Source organism: Spiroplasma kunkelii CR2-3x, from assembly GCF_001274875.1.
Classification (GTDB): Bacteria; Bacillota_I; Bacilli_A; order Mycoplasmatales; family Mycoplasmataceae; genus Spiroplasma; species Spiroplasma kunkelii.
In genome coordinates, this window is the sequence record NZ_CP010899.1 from 760,435 (window position 1) to 782,014 (window position 21,580).

16 protein-coding genes, 3 pseudogenes and 1 riboswitch are annotated in these 21,580 nt (G+C 24.4%); of the genes and pseudogenes, 6 read left to right on the forward strand and 13 right to left on the reverse strand.

Annotation, left to right across the window (positions count from 1 at the left end; all coding sequences use genetic code 4):
• Positions 1–329 precede the first annotated feature (329 nt).
• From SKUN_RS10630 to SKUN_RS04285, 9 genes are all read right to left on the reverse strand, one after another.
• Positions 330–1,049, reverse strand: a complete 720-nt coding sequence (locus SKUN_RS10630) for a rolling circle replication-associated protein (protein ID WP_456299947.1) — start codon at positions 1,047–1,049, stop codon at positions 330–332.
• A 724-nt stretch (positions 1,050–1,773) separates the two neighbouring features.
• Positions 1,774–2,679, reverse strand: coding sequence for a hypothetical protein (locus tag SKUN_RS04260; protein WP_235510935.1), 906 nt, complete (start codon positions 2,677–2,679; stop codon positions 1,774–1,776).
• A 66-nt stretch (positions 2,680–2,745) separates the two neighbouring features.
• A complete protein-coding gene (locus SKUN_RS04265) occupies positions 2,746–6,822 on the reverse strand; it encodes an ABC transporter permease (protein ID WP_053390994.1) in 4,077 nt (1,358 codons plus the stop codon).
• Positions 6,823–6,864: 42 nt separating this feature from the next.
• The gene (locus SKUN_RS04270; RefSeq protein ID WP_053390995.1) at positions 6,865–7,587 is read right to left on the reverse strand and encodes a hypothetical protein; all 723 of its coding nucleotides are present in this window, start codon (positions 7,585–7,587) and stop codon (positions 6,865–6,867) included.
• 154 nt (positions 7,588–7,741) lie between these two features.
• Positions 7,742–9,358 (reverse strand): hypothetical protein, encoded by a 1,617-nt coding sequence (locus SKUN_RS04275; RefSeq protein WP_053390996.1) that lies wholly within the window; start codon positions 9,356–9,358, stop codon positions 7,742–7,744.
• A 317-nt stretch (positions 9,359–9,675) separates the two neighbouring features.
• Positions 9,676–9,957, reverse strand: a complete 282-nt coding sequence (locus SKUN_RS04280) for a hypothetical protein (RefSeq protein ID WP_235510936.1) — start codon at positions 9,955–9,957, stop codon at positions 9,676–9,678.
• A gap of 34 nt (positions 9,958–9,991) precedes the next feature.
• The gene (locus SKUN_RS09280; RefSeq protein ID WP_158500774.1) at positions 9,992–10,162 is read right to left on the reverse strand and encodes a hypothetical protein; all 171 of its coding nucleotides are present in this window, start codon (positions 10,160–10,162) and stop codon (positions 9,992–9,994) included.
• A 9-nt stretch (positions 10,163–10,171) separates the two neighbouring features.
• A complete protein-coding gene (locus SKUN_RS09285) occupies positions 10,172–10,324 on the reverse strand; it encodes a hypothetical protein (protein WP_158500775.1) in 153 nt (50 codons plus the stop codon).
• On the reverse strand, positions 10,314–10,721 hold the full coding sequence (locus tag SKUN_RS04285; RefSeq protein WP_053390997.1) for a hypothetical protein: 408 nt from the start codon (positions 10,719–10,721) through the stop codon (positions 10,314–10,316). The genes SKUN_RS09285 and SKUN_RS04285 overlap by 11 nt, the downstream gene beginning before the upstream one ends.
• Before the next feature lie 274 nt (positions 10,722–10,995).
• On the opposite strand from SKUN_RS04285, the pseudogene SKUN_RS04290 reads away from it, so the two are divergent.
• A pseudogene (locus SKUN_RS04290) lies at positions 10,996–11,884 on the forward strand (IS30 family transposase).
• A gap of 144 nt (positions 11,885–12,028) precedes the next feature.
• On the opposite strand, the gene SKUN_RS04295 reads toward SKUN_RS04290, so the two are convergent.
• Positions 12,029–13,429 carry a BMP family ABC transporter substrate-binding protein gene (locus SKUN_RS04295; protein ID WP_053390998.1) on the reverse strand — a complete coding sequence of 467 codons (1,401 nt, stop codon included), beginning with the start codon at positions 13,427–13,429 and terminating at the stop codon, positions 12,029–12,031.
• An 89-nt stretch (positions 13,430–13,518) separates the two neighbouring features.
• A riboswitch (purine riboswitch) is annotated at positions 13,519–13,618 on the reverse strand.
• 539 nt (positions 13,619–14,157) lie between these two features.
• Here SKUN_RS04295 and ispG point away from each other — a divergent pair.
• A pseudogene (ispG, locus tag SKUN_RS04300) lies at positions 14,158–15,241 on the forward strand (flavodoxin-dependent (E)-4-hydroxy-3-methylbut-2-enyl-diphosphate synthase).
• Between the two features lie 228 nt (positions 15,242–15,469).
• Here ispG and SKUN_RS04305 read toward each other — a convergent pair.
• Both SKUN_RS04305 and SKUN_RS04310 read right to left on the reverse strand, forming a co-directional pair.
• The gene (locus tag SKUN_RS04305; RefSeq protein WP_053390999.1) at positions 15,470–15,943 is read right to left on the reverse strand and encodes a dual specificity protein phosphatase family protein; all 474 of its coding nucleotides are present in this window, start codon (positions 15,941–15,943) and stop codon (positions 15,470–15,472) included.
• Positions 15,944–15,945: 2 nt separating this feature from the next.
• The gene (locus tag SKUN_RS04310) at positions 15,946–16,872 is read right to left on the reverse strand and encodes a deoxyribonuclease IV (protein WP_053391000.1); all 927 of its coding nucleotides are present in this window, start codon (positions 16,870–16,872) and stop codon (positions 15,946–15,948) included.
• A 947-nt stretch (positions 16,873–17,819) separates the two neighbouring features.
• Here SKUN_RS04310 and SKUN_RS04315 point away from each other — a divergent pair.
• The 3 genes from SKUN_RS04315 to SKUN_RS04325 all read left to right on the forward strand — a co-directional run bounded on the left by SKUN_RS04315 (position 17,820) and on the right by SKUN_RS04325 (position 19,861).
• Positions 17,820–18,221, forward strand: a complete 402-nt coding sequence (locus SKUN_RS04315; RefSeq protein WP_053391001.1) for a hypothetical protein — start codon at positions 17,820–17,822, stop codon at positions 18,219–18,221.
• A 12-nt stretch (positions 18,222–18,233) separates the two neighbouring features.
• Entirely contained in the window at positions 18,234–18,512 is a 279-nt protein-coding gene (locus tag SKUN_RS04320; RefSeq protein WP_053391002.1) for a hypothetical protein, read from the forward strand.
• A 197-nt stretch (positions 18,513–18,709) separates the two neighbouring features.
• Entirely contained in the window at positions 18,710–19,861 is a 1,152-nt protein-coding gene (locus tag SKUN_RS04325; protein ID WP_053391003.1) for a hypothetical protein, read from the forward strand.
• On the opposite strand, the gene SKUN_RS04330 is transcribed toward SKUN_RS04325, so the two are convergent.
• Complete coding sequence (locus SKUN_RS04330; RefSeq protein WP_053391004.1) at positions 19,849–20,055, reverse strand: hypothetical protein; 207 nt, start codon at positions 20,053–20,055, stop codon at positions 19,849–19,851. The genes SKUN_RS04325 and SKUN_RS04330 overlap by 13 nt on opposite strands.
• 813 nt (positions 20,056–20,868) lie before the next feature.
• On the opposite strand from SKUN_RS04330, the pseudogene SKUN_RS04335 reads away from it, so the two are divergent.
• Positions 20,869–21,443: pseudogene (locus SKUN_RS04335) on the forward strand (IS30 family transposase); the annotation flags it as partial.
• Positions 21,444–21,580: the final 137 nt, after the last annotated feature.

Sequence of the window (21,580 nt, forward strand, 5' to 3'; positions counted from 1 at the left end):
GCCATAGATGAGTTATTCATCTTTAAGCATTCAAAATATTAAGTTTTAGTATTGCATTATTCATCAGATAGTACCTTTATTAAAAATGATATTATTAGTTGTTAAACCAAAAAAATATAATAAATCACAGAAAGGAAATTATAAAAATTAACTAATTGATGGAGAAAATAGGTTAATTTTTAATTTTAAAGATACTATCTGATGAATAATGCAATTAAAAAAAATCACTCTAATAAGAGATTACTTTAATTTGTATTTAATTACTTTATTTATAATTTTTATAAAACCTCAACTTTTTTCCGACTATCGTTTTTACTCATTTTTTTATTTTAACACCTTAAATTGGTATTTTTATTAACAGTAAAATTAGTATTTTTAACTAAATTTCTAAATATTTTTCTATCAGTAGAAACATATTTTTTATATTCTCTAAACTTCTCTAAACCATAATAACTATTACAACTAAAACCAATTTTATAACCATTTTTATTACCAAAAGAAAAATAATTCAAGTTATTTTTAACTGAATAAATTAAATCTTGTTCTGATAATTCAATAACACCAACTTTTACTTTGAAGTTCTTACAATTTTTACTAAATTGATATGCTTTAATGTTAAAATAATAATGATTTTGTGACTTATCATTATTAGCATTTTTTACAATATATTTGGCAAGATATTTAACAACATCTTCATTCGAACCTGCACGAACTTTAATATTTTTATTAAAACCGTGTTTTCAATATTGTTGTACTACACTATTAGGTATTTTTTGGTTTAATATTATATGAAAGTTAACTGCTCCGCGATTTTGATACTCATAAGTATACATATATTTTAAAATTTCTTTATGATTTTTAGAACGAATAGGATTGTTTCATCAACGATTAATATTATTAAAAAATAACTTTAAGTCTTTTTTACATTTTTTAATATCTGTTTCATTTTTTGCATAAGTTAAAGTAAGAAAACTTAAATTTTTTGAATTTGAAAAATTATGATATGCTTTACGAATACAATTTCCTTGGGTGCGAATACGATTATTTAATAGTTTTTTATCATTTTTTTCAGTATTTTTAACTCCAGTTTTATACCTTTATTTGTTAAATTATCTTGAATAAAAATATTATTAATTTTTATAAACTCCTTCCAAATAAAAAAACACTAAATTACTTTTAAAAGTTTCGTACGAGGAAACTATAAATAGTTTAAAACTTTCAATATAAATAATATAATTCCTTTCTAAAAATAATATATTACATCTCTTTTCTAAAAATATCGCGACACGCTTCGCGTGTTCGCTACGCTCAAAATAAACTATGTTGAATAAATTACCGCTAATAAATTACACAGATAATTTATTCATTTTATTTTTCATTATTAATTACTAAGGACCGCAAAATAAAATAATGTTTTCTTTCCATTAAAAAATAAACCCCTTTCAAAGTTGATTTGTTGCACTTCGATTACACGATGCATCATTTCTACCTACTATTTGTTTATTATATAAAATAAGGAATTATAACTAGTCAAAATATCATCTTATTCAGTCATCTTATTAAATAAATAATATAAAGATAACAAACTGATTAAAATTTGACAACAATGAAAAATAGTATATAACTTTTAAAATACCTGAAAATATCCTTATTTTATCGTACGATTGCAAATAAAAAACCGCCCGTTAAGCGGTTTGAGAGATACCTAATTTAATATTCTGTCTAAATTGCATAATTATAAAATTACTGCAAATAATTTTTATTAATATGTAATTAACTAAAACTTATTTTAATACTACCAGTATAGTATTCTGATTTATCATAAGCAGTAATTGTTCCACCTTTGTTATCAGGGTTAATTTCTAAATATAAATCATTTAATAAAACACTTAGTCGATTTAACTGGCTAACAAAATTAACACTAATAAACATCATCATTACTTGTAAAATATTTACTTTTGGTAATTTACCTAAATTTGTTGTTAACTTCATTTGTCCTAAATCCTCTTTTACTATTGGAGGTTTAGGTGGGACAACAGAAAAAGACACTTTAACTGAACCATAATAATCTGTTCTTGGGTTATTATCTTCTGACCAATGGTCTTTTCCTGAAATTAAAATTGCTCCAGTTTGATCAGGTTCAATCATAATTTTATCAACTTTATCAATTTGTCGGTTTCATATTTCTGATGTTTGTGGTCCAATAAAATACTCACCAAACTTATCTAATTCTGAAATAAGTTGCATATTGTTAAAAATAGTGGCAATTAAAATTGTTTTTGGTCGTGCATCAGTAATTTGTCCTAAATCAATACTCTTTACTTTATCAGCTAAATGGCTGGAAGTTGTTACTATTTTATTAATTTTTATTGTATTTAAATTTGTTCCATCACTAAAGTTCAATTCATATTGACCATTACAATACAAATCAATTTTATCAATTGGTTTTGATTGATTATTAAATTTATAATTTTTTATTAACTGATTAAATTTTCATTTTGTTCCTTGAAATAATTGCGCTAATTGCCGGAATAATTCAGGAATAGTTTGTTTATTATTTTGTGGATCAATTTTTTTAAAATCAACTCCAACAAAACCAGCTACTTCAACTGGCAAAACTGGTGGATCAACTGGAATATTATTTCAATTATCATTTTTAGTACAACTAACTACAGACATTACTGGTCCTGAAACTAGAATTCCAACGGCAATAGTTGCTAATAATTTTTTTATTTTAATTCCTCCTTAATCCGCATTCATAATTGCAATCAATGGATTAATTCGATTCATATTGAATCAACTAATTAAATATGCAATAAAGTATAATAATAATTCACTTACAATTGCAATAAATGGAATCATGACATTCATAAACAGTGGTAAAACTATTCCAATTCGGATTAATATCATATTAGAAATAATTAAGAATAATCATCCAAAACCAAAACCTGTAATTGTCATTATTACAATAATAGGAATATACATTCCAATAACTAATTTTGTGATATATCGATTTCGATATCCTAATACTTTCATTGTTGCAATAATTGTTTGGTTTTCTGCAATAATAATATTACTTGTTAAAATAATAATTATAAAACTTAATACAAACGAAATTCCAATAATAAAGAAGATAATTCCATTAACTGCTTTTGAAATATTTCCTAAAATTGCTTGTGCTGAAGCAATTGGCATTAAACTGCCAAAAGTACTATTTGCATATGATGGATAAGAAATTTCACTTCTAATACCACCATTTAAACCATAAAAACTATAGTCACCAAATAATTGACTTGTTCCTAGTCCTGCTTCAATATCATCAATTTTAGCACTATTAGAAATTTTATAATTAAAAATCGGATATTCATTTTCAAAGACAGCAATTCAATTAACTGAACTTTGATGTACGCTTCAATATTCAAGAAACTTATTTCATAAGTTATTAACAGGTGTACTTGAATGGTCTTTAATAAATTTTTCTAACAAGTTTAAACTCTCTTTTCTTGATGGTGTTAATTCAGGATTCTTCCTGATAAATGAATTCATTCATTCATTTAAAAACAATTGTAATAAATAATTCCGTGTTTTATCATATTTTAGTAATTGTTGTGCCCTTTCTTCATTAATTCAAGCTCGTGGTGAACCATATTGATTAGTAATACCAACAACTGTAAAAGTTTGATTGTTCATTTGATTACTTACTCGATAACTTCCATCATTAATTTTATTGTTTAAAATTGATGGTTTTGTAAAATTTGGGTCAAGTGCATCAATTTTACTTTCTAAAACATATTCATTATTTTCATCTATAACCTTATTTTTATATTTATTATCACCATTAAACATTAATTTACCAACTCGCCCTTGTGCTTGATCATCATCACCTGTTACATCACTTCCATCTCAACCTTGTAAAATTTGATCAGAAATAACACCTTGATTCCTATCAACTAATTCTTTGCGAATCAAATACGGACTAATTTGATTTCCAACTGTAACATTTAATCGTTTAGCTAATGATTCATTTAAAACAATATTATTATTTGCTGTAAATAATTTTTCATTTAAATTCGCACCATTTTTATTAGTTAATTCTTGGTTTTTAAATGTACGATTAATTCCGTAAATCTTAAACTTAATACTATTTAATTCAGCATTAATCATTGTTCCCCGATCATCTGTTAATGGATTAAACGGAATTACTCCGAAGGTTAAATTAAAATTACCATTGTTTTGATTAAATGCTTCTTGCATTTTTAACCGAACAGTTTGCGTAGAACGTGAATATACTCCTTGAATAAAACATTGATTAACATTTTCTACAAAGTAAGCATAAATTCAATTATATAAATCATACATTGGTTTTTTTAAACTTGTATTAAAGTTACTTCCTGTTGCTGAATTTAAAACATCATAAAACGATACCGACAATGGTTGTTCTAATGCTGAACGAAAATGATTATTAGCTAATGTAATCGTTGGATTTCCTTCTCCAAAATCTCGTTTATAATCACTTTGGGTAAAAATATTGTTTATTAACTTATCATTTAGATTTAAATTTCCTCGTGAATTAAAATAATCTGAACGTTTAATGTTTAAACCAACAGTTTCCCGATATTTTCAATAAAATAATCGAAATTTTTCTAAAATATTAATATGTTCACGAGCTGTTTCTGTTGTTCGCAAATATTTTTCAATAGTTGATTTTGTTAAAAGATTTAGAGCAAAATCATTGTAATCACCTCATGTCGTACTACAAATTGCTTTGAATAAACCCGGATTACTTGAAGTTAATTTATTACTTTGCAAAAATTCTTTTGAAATATTACTATATAACAATGATCGCATATCATCTGCTTGATAAGTTGGAGAAAAATTTTCAGAATTAATTTGCCCTGTTTCAAAATCAGTAAGATATTGATTAACATCTGTTGTCATATTTGTATTAGTTAAAAAACTATTTTTACTATCTCATGGTTTTTGACTTGGATCATATGTTCGCAAAAAAGTTGTTGGTAAATTATAAATCGGACTATTATATTCAAGTAGGGTTTTATAATTATCTCCTTCGTATGAATAACGAATATTATTTTGTAAGATAATTGGAATTGTTGTTGATACCGTAATCATAATGGTACTAATAATCATTGTTAAAGATACCCCTACCATTTTTCCAATTGAATTAGATAATTGTACTGATTGAAATCGTGCATCAAATGTTTTGCAAATTGCAAACATTTTATAAACAATTTTTTTAAAACGACCATGTGAAACTGTTTTTTCTTTACGAATTAATTGTAGTGGTGTTCTTGAAACCATCATAATTGTTCCACTAATCATTGTGACACAAATTAGTAAAGCAAAAATAAATAATACACAAGTTATTAATGCTAATGGTGCAAATACAAAATTTCCATATGGTAAATTAAAATATGAACCAAATAAATATTTAACAGTAAATTGGCCACTAATTCCCGTTCCATAACCAACTATTCCCCCAATTAATGCAATCATTAATGGATAGGAAATATAACTAAAGGTTAATACACAACGACGATATCCTAATGCTTGTAACAATCCATTTTGTGGGCCAGTTGCATCAATTTGTCGACGAACAACTAAAATTAATACAAAGAACGAAATAATTAGTAAAATTGTAATTAAAATATAAGAACCACTAATAAAATCACTTAATGTTGATGTAAAGTATGTAATTCGTTTTGCAAATTCATAACGATTATCTGTCCGAAAAGTAGCAATTGGTAAACCATTTGATAGTGTTTTAACATAATATCCATTTAAACCAATATGTTTTCCCTGTTCAGTATTTAAATAATTATTAATTGTTTGACTATAATTACTTCGCATTTGGTCAACTTTTGTCTGTTGAAATTTTCCAATATAATAAATTTCTCGTTCTAATTGACTTTCTGGAATTAAAATTTGTTCTGTTAAATCTAACTTTGTTACAGGATATTTATTACCAACTGTATCTTCAACTAAGCCAAATAATCGCGGATCTAAATATGCAATTCCTTCATTTTTCATATTTGGAAACGGATGTCCTGCATCAATAATTGGTGTAACATAATCCGCTGATTGTCCAAACCCAACCACTCGAAACCAATTTTCATTTGAATATGGTGATTTTGGCAATCATTTATTAATATCTTCTCTTTCATATGAAGTTAAATCAACACCTTTTAATTCACTATCAGCAACTTTAATTGTTGTTCCATATCTATCGGGTTGTAATCGAATAATATCATTAATTTTAATTTTATTTTTACGAGCAAACTCAGGCGTCAAATAAATCCAATGCATTGTTTCTTCATTAATCGATAATAAATATTTCATATAAAAACTTAACGGCATTCCATTAGCAACAATAAATTTATCAATTTCTTGATAAGGATTTAATGTTACTGCTTTAATAACTTTATTTTTTTCCAAACTAAATGTTCGTGCTTCAACACGATTATAAATAAAATGTTCATTTCAATTTTTTAATTGTTCTTTAATAAATTCTAAAATTGCATTTTGACGAACCCCACTATCTGTAATTTTTTCAAACTGATCTGATTCCCCATTTGAATTTTTAACATAAGTAGTATTAGTAAAACTAACAACAAAATCATGTTGATTACTTAATTGTTCAGAAATAAAAGTATTATAGTTATTATCTACTCGTTGTTTAGAAACTTCAATAATTGTAAAAATAAAACTAGTCAAAAATACTAAAACAACTAAACCAAAAAATTGAATTTTATTTTTAACCGTATTTTTAAAATTGTTTTTAAATAATAACTTAAAACATCTCATTTTTCCACATTCTTTCTTCTTCTCTTTTGTTAATATTTGAATTTAGTTAAAATAAAGATTAGGTGGTGTTGTTTGTTTTTTAAATTGTGTTAATAATTCTGTTTTACGAAGATTATCAACAATACTAGTTTTTTTAATAAATCATTGATTAAAATTATAATTTGGATAAATTATTAGTAAAATTGATATTTTTAATTGACTTTGTTGGAAAATAACAATACTAGTTAAAGTACATTTACAAAATGTATAGTAGTTAGAAGCAATCACATCATTAATGTTTTTTAAATAACCTATATATAAGCGAAACAATATTAACATTACAATAAAACTAATAGTAAAAATTGCATAAAAAACATAGCATAAAATAACTAAAAAAGAATATATTGTTTCATATGTAATTATATTTTGCAATTGAAAAATTATTGAAGTATAACCAAAAAATAATATATATGAAATTAAAACAATATTACAAAGTCATAAAATAATAATTTGTCAATTAGAAAATAAAATTAATTTCCACTCTGAAATTGTTGTCTTTTTTAATTGTTTAAAATTAATCAAAATTTGAACTAAAATTCCCATAAAAAAGAGAAAAATAAAACTTGATCAAATAAGATAAAATAAATTTAATGTAATTTTTAAAAAACTATAATTACCCACAATATCAATAATTGAAAACGATGATGAAAATAAAATATAAGCAAAAAAAATAATAAAGAAAATATTAATAAATTTTTGATATTTTTTTAGAACATATATTTTCATTACCATCACCTTTATAACTTTCATTATATTTTTCTCATATTATTATAACATTATTCATAAATTAATGTAAAATTAAGTTTAATAAAAAACTGTGAAACAAAGTGGTGTTGTCTAATCGATAACACCACTTTGTTTCTTAATAATTAATATAAACTTAAACAACCTTAAATTCTATTGTTTGTAAAAATGAATAATCATCATTTTTAATACTACTTTCTTTGCTATTAGGATTAAAAAAGAAACTATAACCAAAATCATTGTAAGATAGATTTATAAAGTAAATTGGATAATCTCCATTAGAATAATGGTTTCTAAATAGTTTAATTGTAATATTTTTATCATCATTTATTGTTTCCATTTTAAATTTTGAAATAACTTCTTCTTTTTCTGTTGAATCTGCTATATTAGGTTTATAAATTAATCATTTAATCTTTTCTGTATCAGTCACAGTATTATTAAAAAGATTAAAAATAGTCTCAAAAATTAGTGTCATTTTTGCATCAATTAAATTTTCTGGTTTAAATAAACTAACTTTTTTAAGTAAAACATCAAAATCTGCTTGGTTCATCTTAAAAACAAGTTTATTATCATAAGTTTCTAATTGATAATAACGTCAAAATGCCATTGTTTTTTCTGCAAATTGCTGTAATTGTTGATCAACTTTATCTTTTGGTACTAAAACTTTAATTGGTGTTTTTAATGTTCTTCATTGTGAAGATTTATCTTTAAAAGGTAAATTCTCAATTGTTAAATTAGTTGGCAAAAAAATTGTTATGTCTGCTTTTAAATAATATTTATCTTCACTAAGAATAATCTTGTTATGTTCTTTATAAAGTTTTAAAAAGTTTTCTGCGGTTAATTTATCTGGTTGATACCCTTCCCCCACTAAGGCTAATATTGAATCAGGTTTATAAAATCGACTTTGTAAATTTAAAGTATCAAAAAACTTAGAAAAATAAGGTTGAGAATTAGTTATTATATTGTTTTTATCTAATTCTTGTTTAATAGTTCGTCAAATTGTATTATTCATATTAATATCATTAAAATGTTGATTTGAAATATCAGTAATTTTATTTTCTTGCTTAATAAATAAATCATTAATAAAGTTTATAAATCATGATTCAACTTTTTCTTGAACATTAGTTAGAACTTTCATATTATTACTTGCAACAACTAACTCATTACTTTCATAAACTTGGTCAAATTCTTTAAATTTAACTGAATAATTAATATCAAAATTAATTGTAATTGCATTTAAATTTTCTTCATTATTAGCAATTAATTTTGATATGTTATTAAAATTAATTTTATTTACTTTTAATCTAATACTATCATCTGACAATAATATTGGAAATTCTTTTTCTATTTTACGATAAAAATTATGATAAGTAATAACAAGTTCATTATTAATATTATTAATTTCTTTTTTAAAATCATTAATTAACTGTTCTAAAAAAGATCATTTGCTAATTTCCGCACCAATAAAAATTTGTGATTCACCTGGTTTTAAAGTGGTAATAAATTCATTGAATTTAGCAATATCATTAAAATAATTATTAGTATCAATTAGTTCCTTACTATTTCATCAAGTTTTGATTTTATTTTTAATTAATGTTATTATTTCATAGAACGTTTCAATATCTTGATTCGCTTTTGATGTATATTCATTAGTTTTTGCTAAATTGTTACCTTTTGTTACACAACCATACATTCCAAATCTACTTGTCGTACCTAATAAAAGAATGCTTAAAATACTTAATAGTTTTTTCATTATTTATACCTCGTTTTATTTAAATAATATATTTATATTATCTTGTAAAAAGAAAAATAAAAAGTAATTTAACTTATTTTTCAAATTATTTGCAAAAAAATAATACTAATTGGTAATTTATTTGCTTAAATTATAAATTAAAAAGTTATTATTGAAATAATAACTTTGTTAGTAATTTAATTGTTAATTAAAGTGTAACTAATTAGTAGCTAATATTTGTGGTTTTTCATTTTTATATTTACATTTACTAATTAAAATTAAAAGACCACTAATCAAATCTAAAAAATTAAAGCAATAACGCCCGCTGCAATATTTGATTATGCTTTTCCTTTTAAAACATTATTACACATAATAATTGGTATTATTTCGATTCCAGCAATTATTAAATAAAAAATCCTAGTAACCATATAAAAACCATAACTCATAGTGCCTGTTACTAATAATATTAAACCTAATATTAAACCACCAATTGAAAAACCTATCAATGCTAACGATGATATAACAATTGCTATAATACATACTGCTCGACATAAATTATATGGCTTTTTATTTTGAATAACATTGATTTGAACATTCTCTTGTTCATTTTGTACAGGCATCGTGTACGATGAAGCGGCAAAAAAGCAACTCTTGTTAGAGTTGTTTTTTATTTGAATTAATAGTATAAGGAATATGATTTTCATCTAACATATTTCATATATTTTGAAATACACTATCTTTTAATTCTTTACTCCAATACATACTAGCAATAATACAAATTGGTTCTTTAATTAATAAACTAATTTTTAATAATTCACCAAACATTTTTATATTTTAAATAATCTTACCACTATATTGTGTTCCAATTTGATTAATTTCATTAACTAACTCATATTTCTTAGCAAAGGGATATTTATTACCAATACTACTATTTTGTAATAACCAATAAGGTGTTTCTAACAAATAAGTAAAATGATTAAGCATCATCATTTTCATCCTTATCATCATTTTTAATATATCTAATATCAGTTTGTAAATTAACTATTATTGGTTTTTGATTATTTAAGTTTAATTCTTGTTCCAATTGTTTTTCTTTCAGTGAATATTTATAATTAAATGCTCGTTGTCAATATAATTTAGCACCATGAGGTGATTTCATCATAAAGTTAATTATTTCACTTTTAATTCTATAAATTTGTTTTTCAAGTAAAGAAACTATCTTCTCGATCGCATAATTATAATATCTTCACTTGCGAGAAAGATTGAATTCATTGGTTAAATCATTCAAAGTATATTGTTTATTAGGTGATTTATTTTCTCAAAATTGCTCTATTTTACGATAAAAAGTTGCTAAACTTGCTGTTTTTGGATTAAATTCTTTCATTTTTTACTCCTTTTTACATATTAAAATTGCTTTTATTTAAACAATATGTTTAAATAAAAGAGTATAAACAAACTTATTAAGAAATAAAAAATTAGCAAAATGTATTAAAGAACTTAATATTACTTTTATTATGTTTATTTTTTTGTAAAAAAAGTTTTTAAAGATACAAATTTTAAACTTCCTACAATTTAAATTTATAACTTTAAAAATAATTGTCAATATTTTTTTAAAAAATAGTGTATAAATAACTTTAAAAAGATTGGAGATTCAATATATGAAAGATTATACACATGTAAAATATGATGAACGAAGATTTTTTAAATATTTATTATCTTCTAATTCTTGTAAAAAGAAAAATGGTACGCTTAATTTATCAGAAATAGCAAGACAAATAGGAAGAGATATTAATACTGTTAAAAGAGAAATTAAAAGATTTAAAAATATCGAAAATTATACAGCAGTTGAAGCACATAAAGACTATAAAAAAAGCGTAAAAAGAAATTATTTATCGTTATTTTTTAAAGTTTTAAGTTAAATTTCCTTCTTGTGTTAAAACATTGTATAAATGAATTCATTTAGGTCTTTTTGGTTTGTTAAAGAAAAATTTATTAAATGGTGGTAGAAAAAATAGAACAAAGAAAAGACCTGATAATCGTGGAAAATTAAATGAAAGATTTACGTCAATTTGAGATATTGAAAATAAAGTTTCTAATGTTGGTTGATTAGAAATGGATGCTGTTGAAAAAAACCATCAATCTAGTTGTTTAGTTTTAGTAGAACAATCAAGTAAAAATTATTTTGTAATGAAATTAAAAAATCATACTGCTAATGAGGTTTTAAAAAAACTTGAAGAATTAGTTAGAATTAATGGTTTAGTTGGAAAAATTAAAGTAATAATAACTGATATAGGTAAAAAATTTAGTAGAGAAATGGAAATATTTTATGAAACACAAGTATATTTTTGTGATGCTGGTTCACCACAACAAAAACCTTTAATTAAATATATGAATAGTGAATTCAGACATTGATTTTCTAAGGAAATTGATTTTAATAATGTTAGTCAGAAAAGAATAAATTCAGTAGTTAATATTATAAATGATAAATTTCGACCGTGTTTAAATTGAAAAAAAGCAAAAGAAGTATTTTTACAGAATATTAAATAAATTTATTAATTAAAATTTAATAAATTATTTTTTAGTGTGTTTAAATATGGATAAAATAAAATTTTATTATATTATTTAATTAATAAAGATTTGTTGCACTTCATTTTACATAATTTAAATCATTTTTCATAAGCCTTAAGAAAATTATAACACCTTTTCAATTGCTGCTAATAAATATGTTTTTAATTTTGTTTGTGTTTCATATGTATTTTGTAAAGTATTTATAAAATTTTGTGCGGAAATTGGGGCATGATTATCAATTCCACTTTTGTAAGCATATTGTAATATTTTTACTATCTTATCAAACAAAGTATCTTTGCTATGATCATCAGTTGTATTATGTAAAAAATCAACTAAATCTTGTTTAACTCATTTTGTTGTTTCAATCCCTGTTCAACTTGGATGGTCAAGAGAAGTTTGGCTAGTATTAATTCAACAATTACTTGTTTGTTTTGTCTCATCTCATATATTATTTTGTGCATCATACCCACATTGTGCTGAATAAATATTTTTTAATGCATCAAAAGTTGAAGTGGCAATTTGTTTTAAAGCACTAGTCACAACATAATTTTCGCCATAAATTTTAGATTGTTCGGTATCAACACCAACTATCTTAACATTGACTTTATTAACTTTAATTTGATTAATTGTATCTTGAACTTGTGCACCAGCAACCGGAAAAATAATACTAGCGCCACGAGCTAATAATTCATCACTAATAATTTTGCCATCACCAGCTTGAAATGATTGTGAAAATCATGATTCATTCTGTTTTAAAACATTTTGCACTTTAACAATTGATTGTAAAGTTGTTATTTCTGGATTAATATTTTGGACTTGGTTTAATATATTATGTTTTATATTATTTCATTTACTATTTACTGAAGAATTAATAATAGTATTAAATAAATCAATTCCAACTAAAAAACCTCACATATAATTTGAAACAGCAACTGGATTATCCATCCCACCATAACTACCAACTTTTAATTGTCCATTATATTCGTTTTTGTGCGCATTTAAATAAATGCTTGTTGCTAAACTCGCATAAAAGCCAGAAGCTTCAGCTTGATAAGTAATTCCAATAATATTTTTTGCTAATGGTGCCTTCTGGTCCATATTAAGATGAATGTTCTGACTACTTCCATCAATATAAATAATATTATCAACTAAACTCGCTGCTCAACCAATGGTATTACCATGGTTGAAACCAGGTAAAACTAGTGTTTTTGTTCCTGTAATTGAAGATGTAATATAAGCATTTTTATAATCACCAGGCGTTTGACTAACTGATTCAAAGTAACTTGCTCGTCAGTTTGAACTTTTTCAATTTTGTGGTGGAACAATTTGATTTTTTTGTGCAAAAACATATTTACTTGCTCCCTCTCATGCGGATTGATTAAAAGCAAGATCATTTACAGTTCCCCCGTCAGTAATAACCCAAATACTATTATCAAAATTATACTTCTTTACACAAGCAAAAACACTGCTCAATGAAGTGCTAATGATACTTATCATCATCAAACTTTGTAAAATTCGTTTCATATTTTTTGCTCCTTTTTTACTTAATGTTTGTAAAAAAAAAAAAAAAAGATCAACCTGGTTTTTCATTTAAATGAGTGGTTAATGTTTAAAAAGCAAAAGCATTAACCTATAGCGTCTTTTTCCAATGGTAAGACGTAGAAACACTAGACCATATTATTAGTATATACAGGTATATAATTTATTTTTATACTTATATCATAACTTCTTTTTTATCAAAAAGCAATTAAAATAAAAAAAAACAATCCGGGTGAAATTGTTTTTTAGGGTATCCATGGAAGTATAAGATAATATAATACAAAGTATGGTCATATTGATAGGGCTAAACTTGTGCTGTTTATTATTTTAATAAAAGTACAATTCTTATACTTCCCTAGACATTTATTATTATATAGTTCAAAAAATAAAATTCAATAAGATTTAAATAACTTTTTAGATTTTTTAAATTTGTTATACTTTATTCTACAATTTACATTTTAGAACAAAATTAAAATAAAATTAAAACAAAACAGCATAAATAATGAAAAACTAATTTTAGTCTTGTATTTCTTTGCATTTAGTCGTATGATTATTTTGAAATTATTTTAAAGAATTTAGGTAACAATTTTGTAATAAATTAAAGTACTGAGTTGTTTATTAGTAGAATTTTAATCCCCTACTGGTGTTTAGAATTTCCCCTACCATTTACAATAACATACCAAAAAGATTAAAAAGATAAGGACGCGCAAAAAATGAATAAACGAAATAATACACGAAAAGTAATGGTTGGTAATGTTCAAATTGGCGGACAAAATAAAGTTGTTATTCAATCAATGACTAATACAAAAACACACGATGTTGAAGCTACTTTAACGCAAATCAAACAACTATATCAAGAAGGTTGTGAAATTGTTCGAATTGCTGTTTTAGGAAAAGATGATGCTGCTGTTTTAAAAACAATTGTTAAACGTTCTCCTTGTCCATTAGTTGCAGACATCCATTTTAATTATGAATTTGCTTTAATTGCTGCTGATGCTGGTATTAGTAAAATTAGAATTAACCCAGGAAACATTGGAAGTATTGAAAATACAAAAAAAGTTGTTAAAAAATGTCTTGAAAAAAAGATTCCAATCCGAATTGGGGTTAATTCTGGTAGTTTGCCATTAGATCTTGTAAATAAATATGGTTGAACTCCCAAAGCAATGATTGAAAGTGCTCGTCGTCATATTAAAATTTTAGAACATCTTGGTTTTTATGATATTATTTTATCTTTAAAAGCAACCGAACCATTAATGGCAATTGAAGCTTATACCTTAGCTAGTAAAGAATGAAATTATCCCCTTCATCTAGGGATTACTGAAGCTGGTAGTCATCATACCGGAACAATTAAATCATGTAGTGGTTTGTCACCGCTTCTTTTTAATGGTATTGGTGATACGATCCGAATTAGTTTATCAACTGATCCAATAGCAGAGGTGGAAGTTGGTAAACGAATGTTAAATTCATTAGGACTTTATGATAACATTGTTGATATAATTGCTTGCCCAACATGTGGTCGTTTAGAATATGACCTTTTCCCCGTTGTAAAAGAATTAGAAGAATATACAAAAGATTTAAAAATTCCATTAAAAATTGCCATTTTAGGTTGTGTTGTTAATGGTCCCAGGAGAAGCTAAACAAGCTGATTTAGGGATTGCTGGTGGTAAAAATGGTGGAATTATTTTTAAAAAAGGTAAAATTTATAAATCATGTAAACAAGAAGATCTTGTTCCAGAATTAAAACTATTAATTGATGAATATTATCAAGAATGACAACAAAAAAAAATTCAACAATAATAAAACCTTTTATGATAAAATAAAAATTGGAAAGAAAATAGAGGTGAATGATATGAATATGTGTTGTCCCGCAAAAAATCATGATTGTTTTTCGTGTCGTACTTGTAGTAAACCAAAAGTTGGTTGTCGTTCTTGCTTAATTTGTATTTCTTGTACAGATTGTGTTAATAAAAAATGTGAGTGTTGTAAAAATAAACGTTAAAAAAACTACTTAATTACCTAGTTTTTTTAATTCGAAATTAAGTGACTATATGGAAACTCATTTAGCAAAAAATCAAACCAACCTGGATTTGGATTGATATAGGGATAAATTCGTTCAAATTGCTCCAATGCACTATCAAAGTCATCATTATTAATGTATCCTTTTGCTACTAAATACATAAAAACAATTGATGCACTACGGTTAATTCCTCAAACACAATGAACATAAATTTTTTTATTTTTAATATTATTATCAATAATCTTTAATGATTGAATTACAATATTAAGATCTAATTCTTGTAATGTTGGATAATCCTTAAAATTAAAATAAACATGTTTGTCATCAATTCAAAGATATTCTTGATTATCATTTTTAATATTATATTTTTGAATTTGTTCGCGATAAATTTCTTCAGCACAACTAATTACTAACGCAGCATCTTGTGGAACACTATGACGATCACCAAGATACAAATTATCGATAATTTTCTTTGCGGACATTTTTATTCTCCTAAATATATTTTTATTTTAGAATTTTGTTGAAATGGGTCAGTAAAATGTTTTGCCTTAATCATCGCAATTTCATCCTTATAAGGAGCAAATGCATGATTCTTTTCTCCTACATATGGTGTCTCTAAAATCTTAATCATCCCATCTAATTTAGGATGATAAATTATTTTTAAAAGGGTTTCAAATCCCAAGTAACCATAACCAATGTTTTCGTGCCGATCTTTATGGGCATTTAAAGGATTTTTACTGTCATTAATATGTAAACATAATAACCGGTTTAAACCAATTAATTGCTCAAATTTTATAATAATATCATCTAATGCTTCTGTCAAGCAATAACCAGCATCATGCATATGACAAGTATCTCAACAAATTCCTAATTTATCATTTAATTTAACATTATCAATAATATATTTTAGTTGTGTAAAATTTGTTCCTAATTCGCTTCCTTTACCAGCCATTGTTTCTAAAGCAATTTTTGCTTTTTGATTAGGTGTTAAAACTAAATTTAATCCTTCAATAATGCGATCTAATCCAACTTGTTCTGGTGCACCAACTGAGTTTCCGGGATGTAAAACAATTGTTTTAATTCCAATTTCATCAGCACGAATAATTTCTTTTTTTAAAAACTCAACAGCTATTTCAAAAGTACTAGGATTAGTTGTGTTTGCTAAATTAATAATATAAGGAGCATGAATAATAATATTATTGATATCAAAATGATGTTCTTTTAATTGTTGATAAAATTCTGGAATAAAAAATTGCTCCGTACTAACGCGAATAGTATTTTGGGGTGGTCCTGTATAAATCATCATTGCATTAGCATTATTATTTAAACTTTCATTTAAAGCACCAAGCAAATAATTTTGCTGTTTGCTCATACTAACATAACTTCCTATAATTAAATTATAATCTTTCATTTTAAGGTCTCCCTTTTTTTCTAATTAATTTTATAATATCATATATAAGATAAAAAAATAACTTATTTATGAAAGGATCAAAATGATTAACGAAAAAAAATTGAAAAAATTAAACTAACAATTAATCAAATTTACCAAAAAATTATTCTTAAAAAGAATGATAAAATTGTAGCTTGACAATGAATTAATCTATTATGCTTGTTAATTTTAATTTTTAATTTTTTTGCAGCATATAACCTACATTTTACTATGCGCAAAGCTGTTTTCTTACCTCTTGGTATTGTTTTTTTTACTAATAACTTTAATAAATTTTATCTTATTAATTTTTGTTAAAAAACATCAGAAAAGATTAAATTAATCAACTTAAAATTAATTTAAATAAAACATTATTAATTAATATCTATAATGATATCTTTAAAACCATTTTTAAAACATTAACAATTAGTGATATTAGTTCCCAATGAAGAATTACACCGAATAATCTGCCACACTTATCTGATTTTAAAGTAAATGACAATATTATAATTGGCCAATATCACGGTTATAATTTTAACTTTGGTTCTATTAATCAAGCAAGAACTACGGTTGTTGATAATCTTCGTAAAACAGAATTATTAACACAATTTAAAAAACAAACAACACCACCTAATCTTTATTTTAACTAAATTCAAATATTAACAAAAGAGAAGAAGAAAGAATGTGGAAAAATGACAGGTTTTAAGTTATTATTTAAAAACAATTTTAAAAACACGGTTAAAAATAAAATTCATTTTTTGGTTTAGTTGTTTTAGTATTTTTGACTAGTTTTATTTTTACAATTATTGAATTTTTTAAACAAGGAGTAGAGCATCTTCAAACTTAACAGTTGAGTATTTTAATAAGTTATCATCGGTATTAAATACTTGGCCACCTTTTCCTAGGCCTTGTATACTACAGAGTTAATAAAAATGGCACAAACAAAAAGTAATTTATCTAAAAAATCAATAACTAATAAACCTAAAATAAAAAATAAAAAAGTTAATAAATTAGAATTAACTGTTAGATTACATGAAAATCCGATTAAAACTAAAATTAAGGAACTGGTTGCGGGGGGGGGTGTTGAAGTTGATGCTTGCTCTGCTAAATGTAAATGAGAGGGATTAAATTATTTAACATTATCAATATATAATCCATTGATTTTAAATGAGTTTTTGAAATTAAAAAAAGATGATGAAATAAAAATTAAAGGCTCAGTTTTTAATCAGTTAAATATAAAAACTAAACGCTATTTTTTATCTTTTAGGGTAGATAGTTTTGAAATTATACAAAAAGCTATTAGAAAAAGAACAAATACAAATATTAAAAAATAGGAGTAAAAATCAATGGCATTAAAAAATGTAAAATATGTTCTTATCAATGAAGATAATGAACCAATTAAAAATGAAGATGGCAGCTTAGATATTAAAACTGCTGAAATTATTTTAGAAAATACTGATGAAGTTGAAGAATTTAATGCAAGTAATTTAGAAAATAGTAATCAACAATTAACCGAATTACAAACAAAAAATAATGAATTAACTTCACAAATTGAACAACAAACAATTCAATTAAAACAAATTGAAATAATTGATTTTATTAATTCTTTAACTGATAATGAATAATTTAAGAATGTTTTATTAAAATCTTATGACATTACTGATGATATTGAAGTTATCAAAACACAATTGCAAAGTGTTTATGATGAATTAATTAAGGTACAAACAGTTAATACTGGTGGAATACCAAAAACAAAAGAAAAACAAAACAATATTTTAGATACAGACAATGTATTTAATAAATAGAAAGAAGGAATAAAATTATGGCACAAAATCCACAAAGAATTTTTGGTGATATTGTAAACCAAGCAACAGTTAATGATAAAGAAACATTTGAACAATGATACTTAAAAACTTATCAACAAAAATTAAGCTGAGAAGCATTATTTGCTTGACTAGATTCAAATAAATTTAGTTTAAAATATAAAATAAAGAAAAATATTAAATATAAACAAGGTTTAGGAAAAGATGGGCAAGTATTCAATACAGATGATAATTTGTTAAAATATTCAGCAGTAGAATTTGAGGATGGAACTGTTGTATTAGATACAATTTTACTTTTTACTCGTAAATTAGACCCCATAGAAAGTGATTTTAACCCTAATCTTTGAGCTGCTGATATTGAACAAGCAATTGATACTGAAGTTGCTTATAAACGTAATAAAATTTTAGAAATTATTAATAAAGGAGAAGTTACAACTATTAAAGGAAATAAAGCAGATGATACAAATGCTTTACAAATCCATGATGAAATTATGGATAAAATATATGAAAATGGTTTTACTCCATCAGAAACAGTTGTCTTGGGTTCAGCAAATTTTATCCGTGGAATTCGTAATAAATTACAGTTACAACTTGGAGCAAATGACCAAATTAACAGTGTAATTTCAACAAGTGGAGCAATGAAAACCGTTGAAGGAACAACATACTATATGGTTCCTAAAAAATTACCAATTATTAATGAAGATGGTTCAGAAGGAACAATTAGCCTATTACCAAATGGTGTTAATGCAATCGCCTTTAAATTTAGCAAAAAATATGACCCATTAATTTTGCGTAAAAAAGACCATACCCCATTAAGAATTGGTCCTGCTGGTTTAGGTACTGGTATGGGTAATACTTTAATTATGGAAAGAATTTTAGAATTAGGTGGAGCAGTAGTTGAACCCAAAGCAATTATTAAACATAATTATTTACAACCCTTATCAACAGTTATTACACAACCTAATTTAGGTCAAATAACAATGGCAGGCAATACACCAACAACAGCAGAATTAGAAACTGCTATTAAAACAAAAAATACTAGTTATCAAACTGGAGATGCAACATTCACTAATATTACATCTACTGGCGCATTAGCAACTGGAAATCCAAATAAGTATAGTGGAACAGTTTCTTTAATTTATTCAAAGTAAGTAGCGCCATAGATATTCACGATAAAATTACAAGTGTAGTTAGTATTTAATGCTCAATGTTCGTGGGTAATTTCATCTTGTCCAAGTGTGTATTTAATCAATCTATTTTCAATTTCTTCTTCATTTTCTTTATTACATGTAAAGCAATAACCCCAATATCTTTTTTTTAAACAAAGTTTCTTTTTCATAGTCATTTTTAAATTCTCCTTTTTACAATTAACTACAAAGTACTACAATGTTCTACATTTTGTAGTTACTTGTAGTATTAAGTACCTCCTCATCAAGTCCCCACTAGTAGATTAATTAAGAAATCCTTACCCAGTTCTTAAAAGTTATTTAACCTCTACGCACACGATTTTATTTTTATCCTTGCAATTAATAGTTATGAATGCACCACTACGCGTCTATCTTAATCAAAGTCATTAATTTACAAAATCGCAAAAAAACAAGTTAACAGCTCTAATGGTTTCATGCCGGCGGAAATGCCTTGTTGGAGAACCTTCCCTAAAAAAATATGTAATTTTAAATTAAACACTTGTAGAGCCAATATATTTAATTTTTAGAGTTGTTTTATAAAATTTAAGGTTTTTAAAAAAACAAAATTTTAATATTCAGTGTAATAAACATCTTCAAATCATTCTGTTTTTTCACGATGGTTAACTGTATGAAACTGCTTTGGTATTCCACATTTACTACATTTAATAATAGTATTTTTAGACATATTTTTTTCATCTCCTTTTTATGGTTGTTTTTAAATAAAAAAACCAACCCAATAAGGGTCGGTTTTTTTGTCCTACTTCATCCTTTATTTTACATTGAGTTAACGAAATACAAAAAAAACTTGTCGAATAATATTATATGTTAGTATATGCTAAGTAATTTTTTCATATATATTGTTCTTTTTTATTGTTTTATATATAATTGATTTTATTATATATCAATTATATATTAATTATTCGTATTAAATATTAAAAATTTTATAAGTTAATGAAAGGTATATAAATGTTATGTATAGTCATTTAAGTTTTATGGATAAGGTTAAATTAGAGCAATTATTTATTATTATCAAAAATGTTTTTAAAAAATAATGGTAAGCAGAATATTTTTGCAATTGCTAAATGTTTGAATAGACATAGTAGTACTATTTTACGAGAAATTAATAGTTTTAAAACGATTGAAGAATATAGTCCTTATAAGTCAGATAAAATGTATTATGAGAAAAGAAAAAAGAATAATAAAAGATGTAATTTTAGAGAAGAACAGATTAATTTTATGAAAATTAGACTTAGTAAATATCATGATTCTCCGAAAGAATTTATTTATCATTATTTTTTGAAATTTGAAGTTAAATTTCCGGTTTCTGTTAAAACATTGTATAAATGAATTTGTTTAGGTGAATTTGGATTAAAAAAGGAAAATTTATGTTATAGTGGTAAAAAAATTAAAACAAAAGGAAAAAAAAGATAATCGCGGTCAATTAACTAATTTTAAATCAATTTGAAACATTTAAAATAAACTTTCTAATGTTGGATGATTTAAAATGGATACTGTTGTTGGTAAAAACCATCAATCTTCTATTTTAACCTTTAATTAAATATATGAATAGTGAATTAAGAAAATTATTTTCTAATTATTTTTTAGTGTGTAAATATATGTAAAATATAAAGAAAAATTAAAAATATTTTTAATTTTTTTAAATTTATTGTTGATTTTTTTATT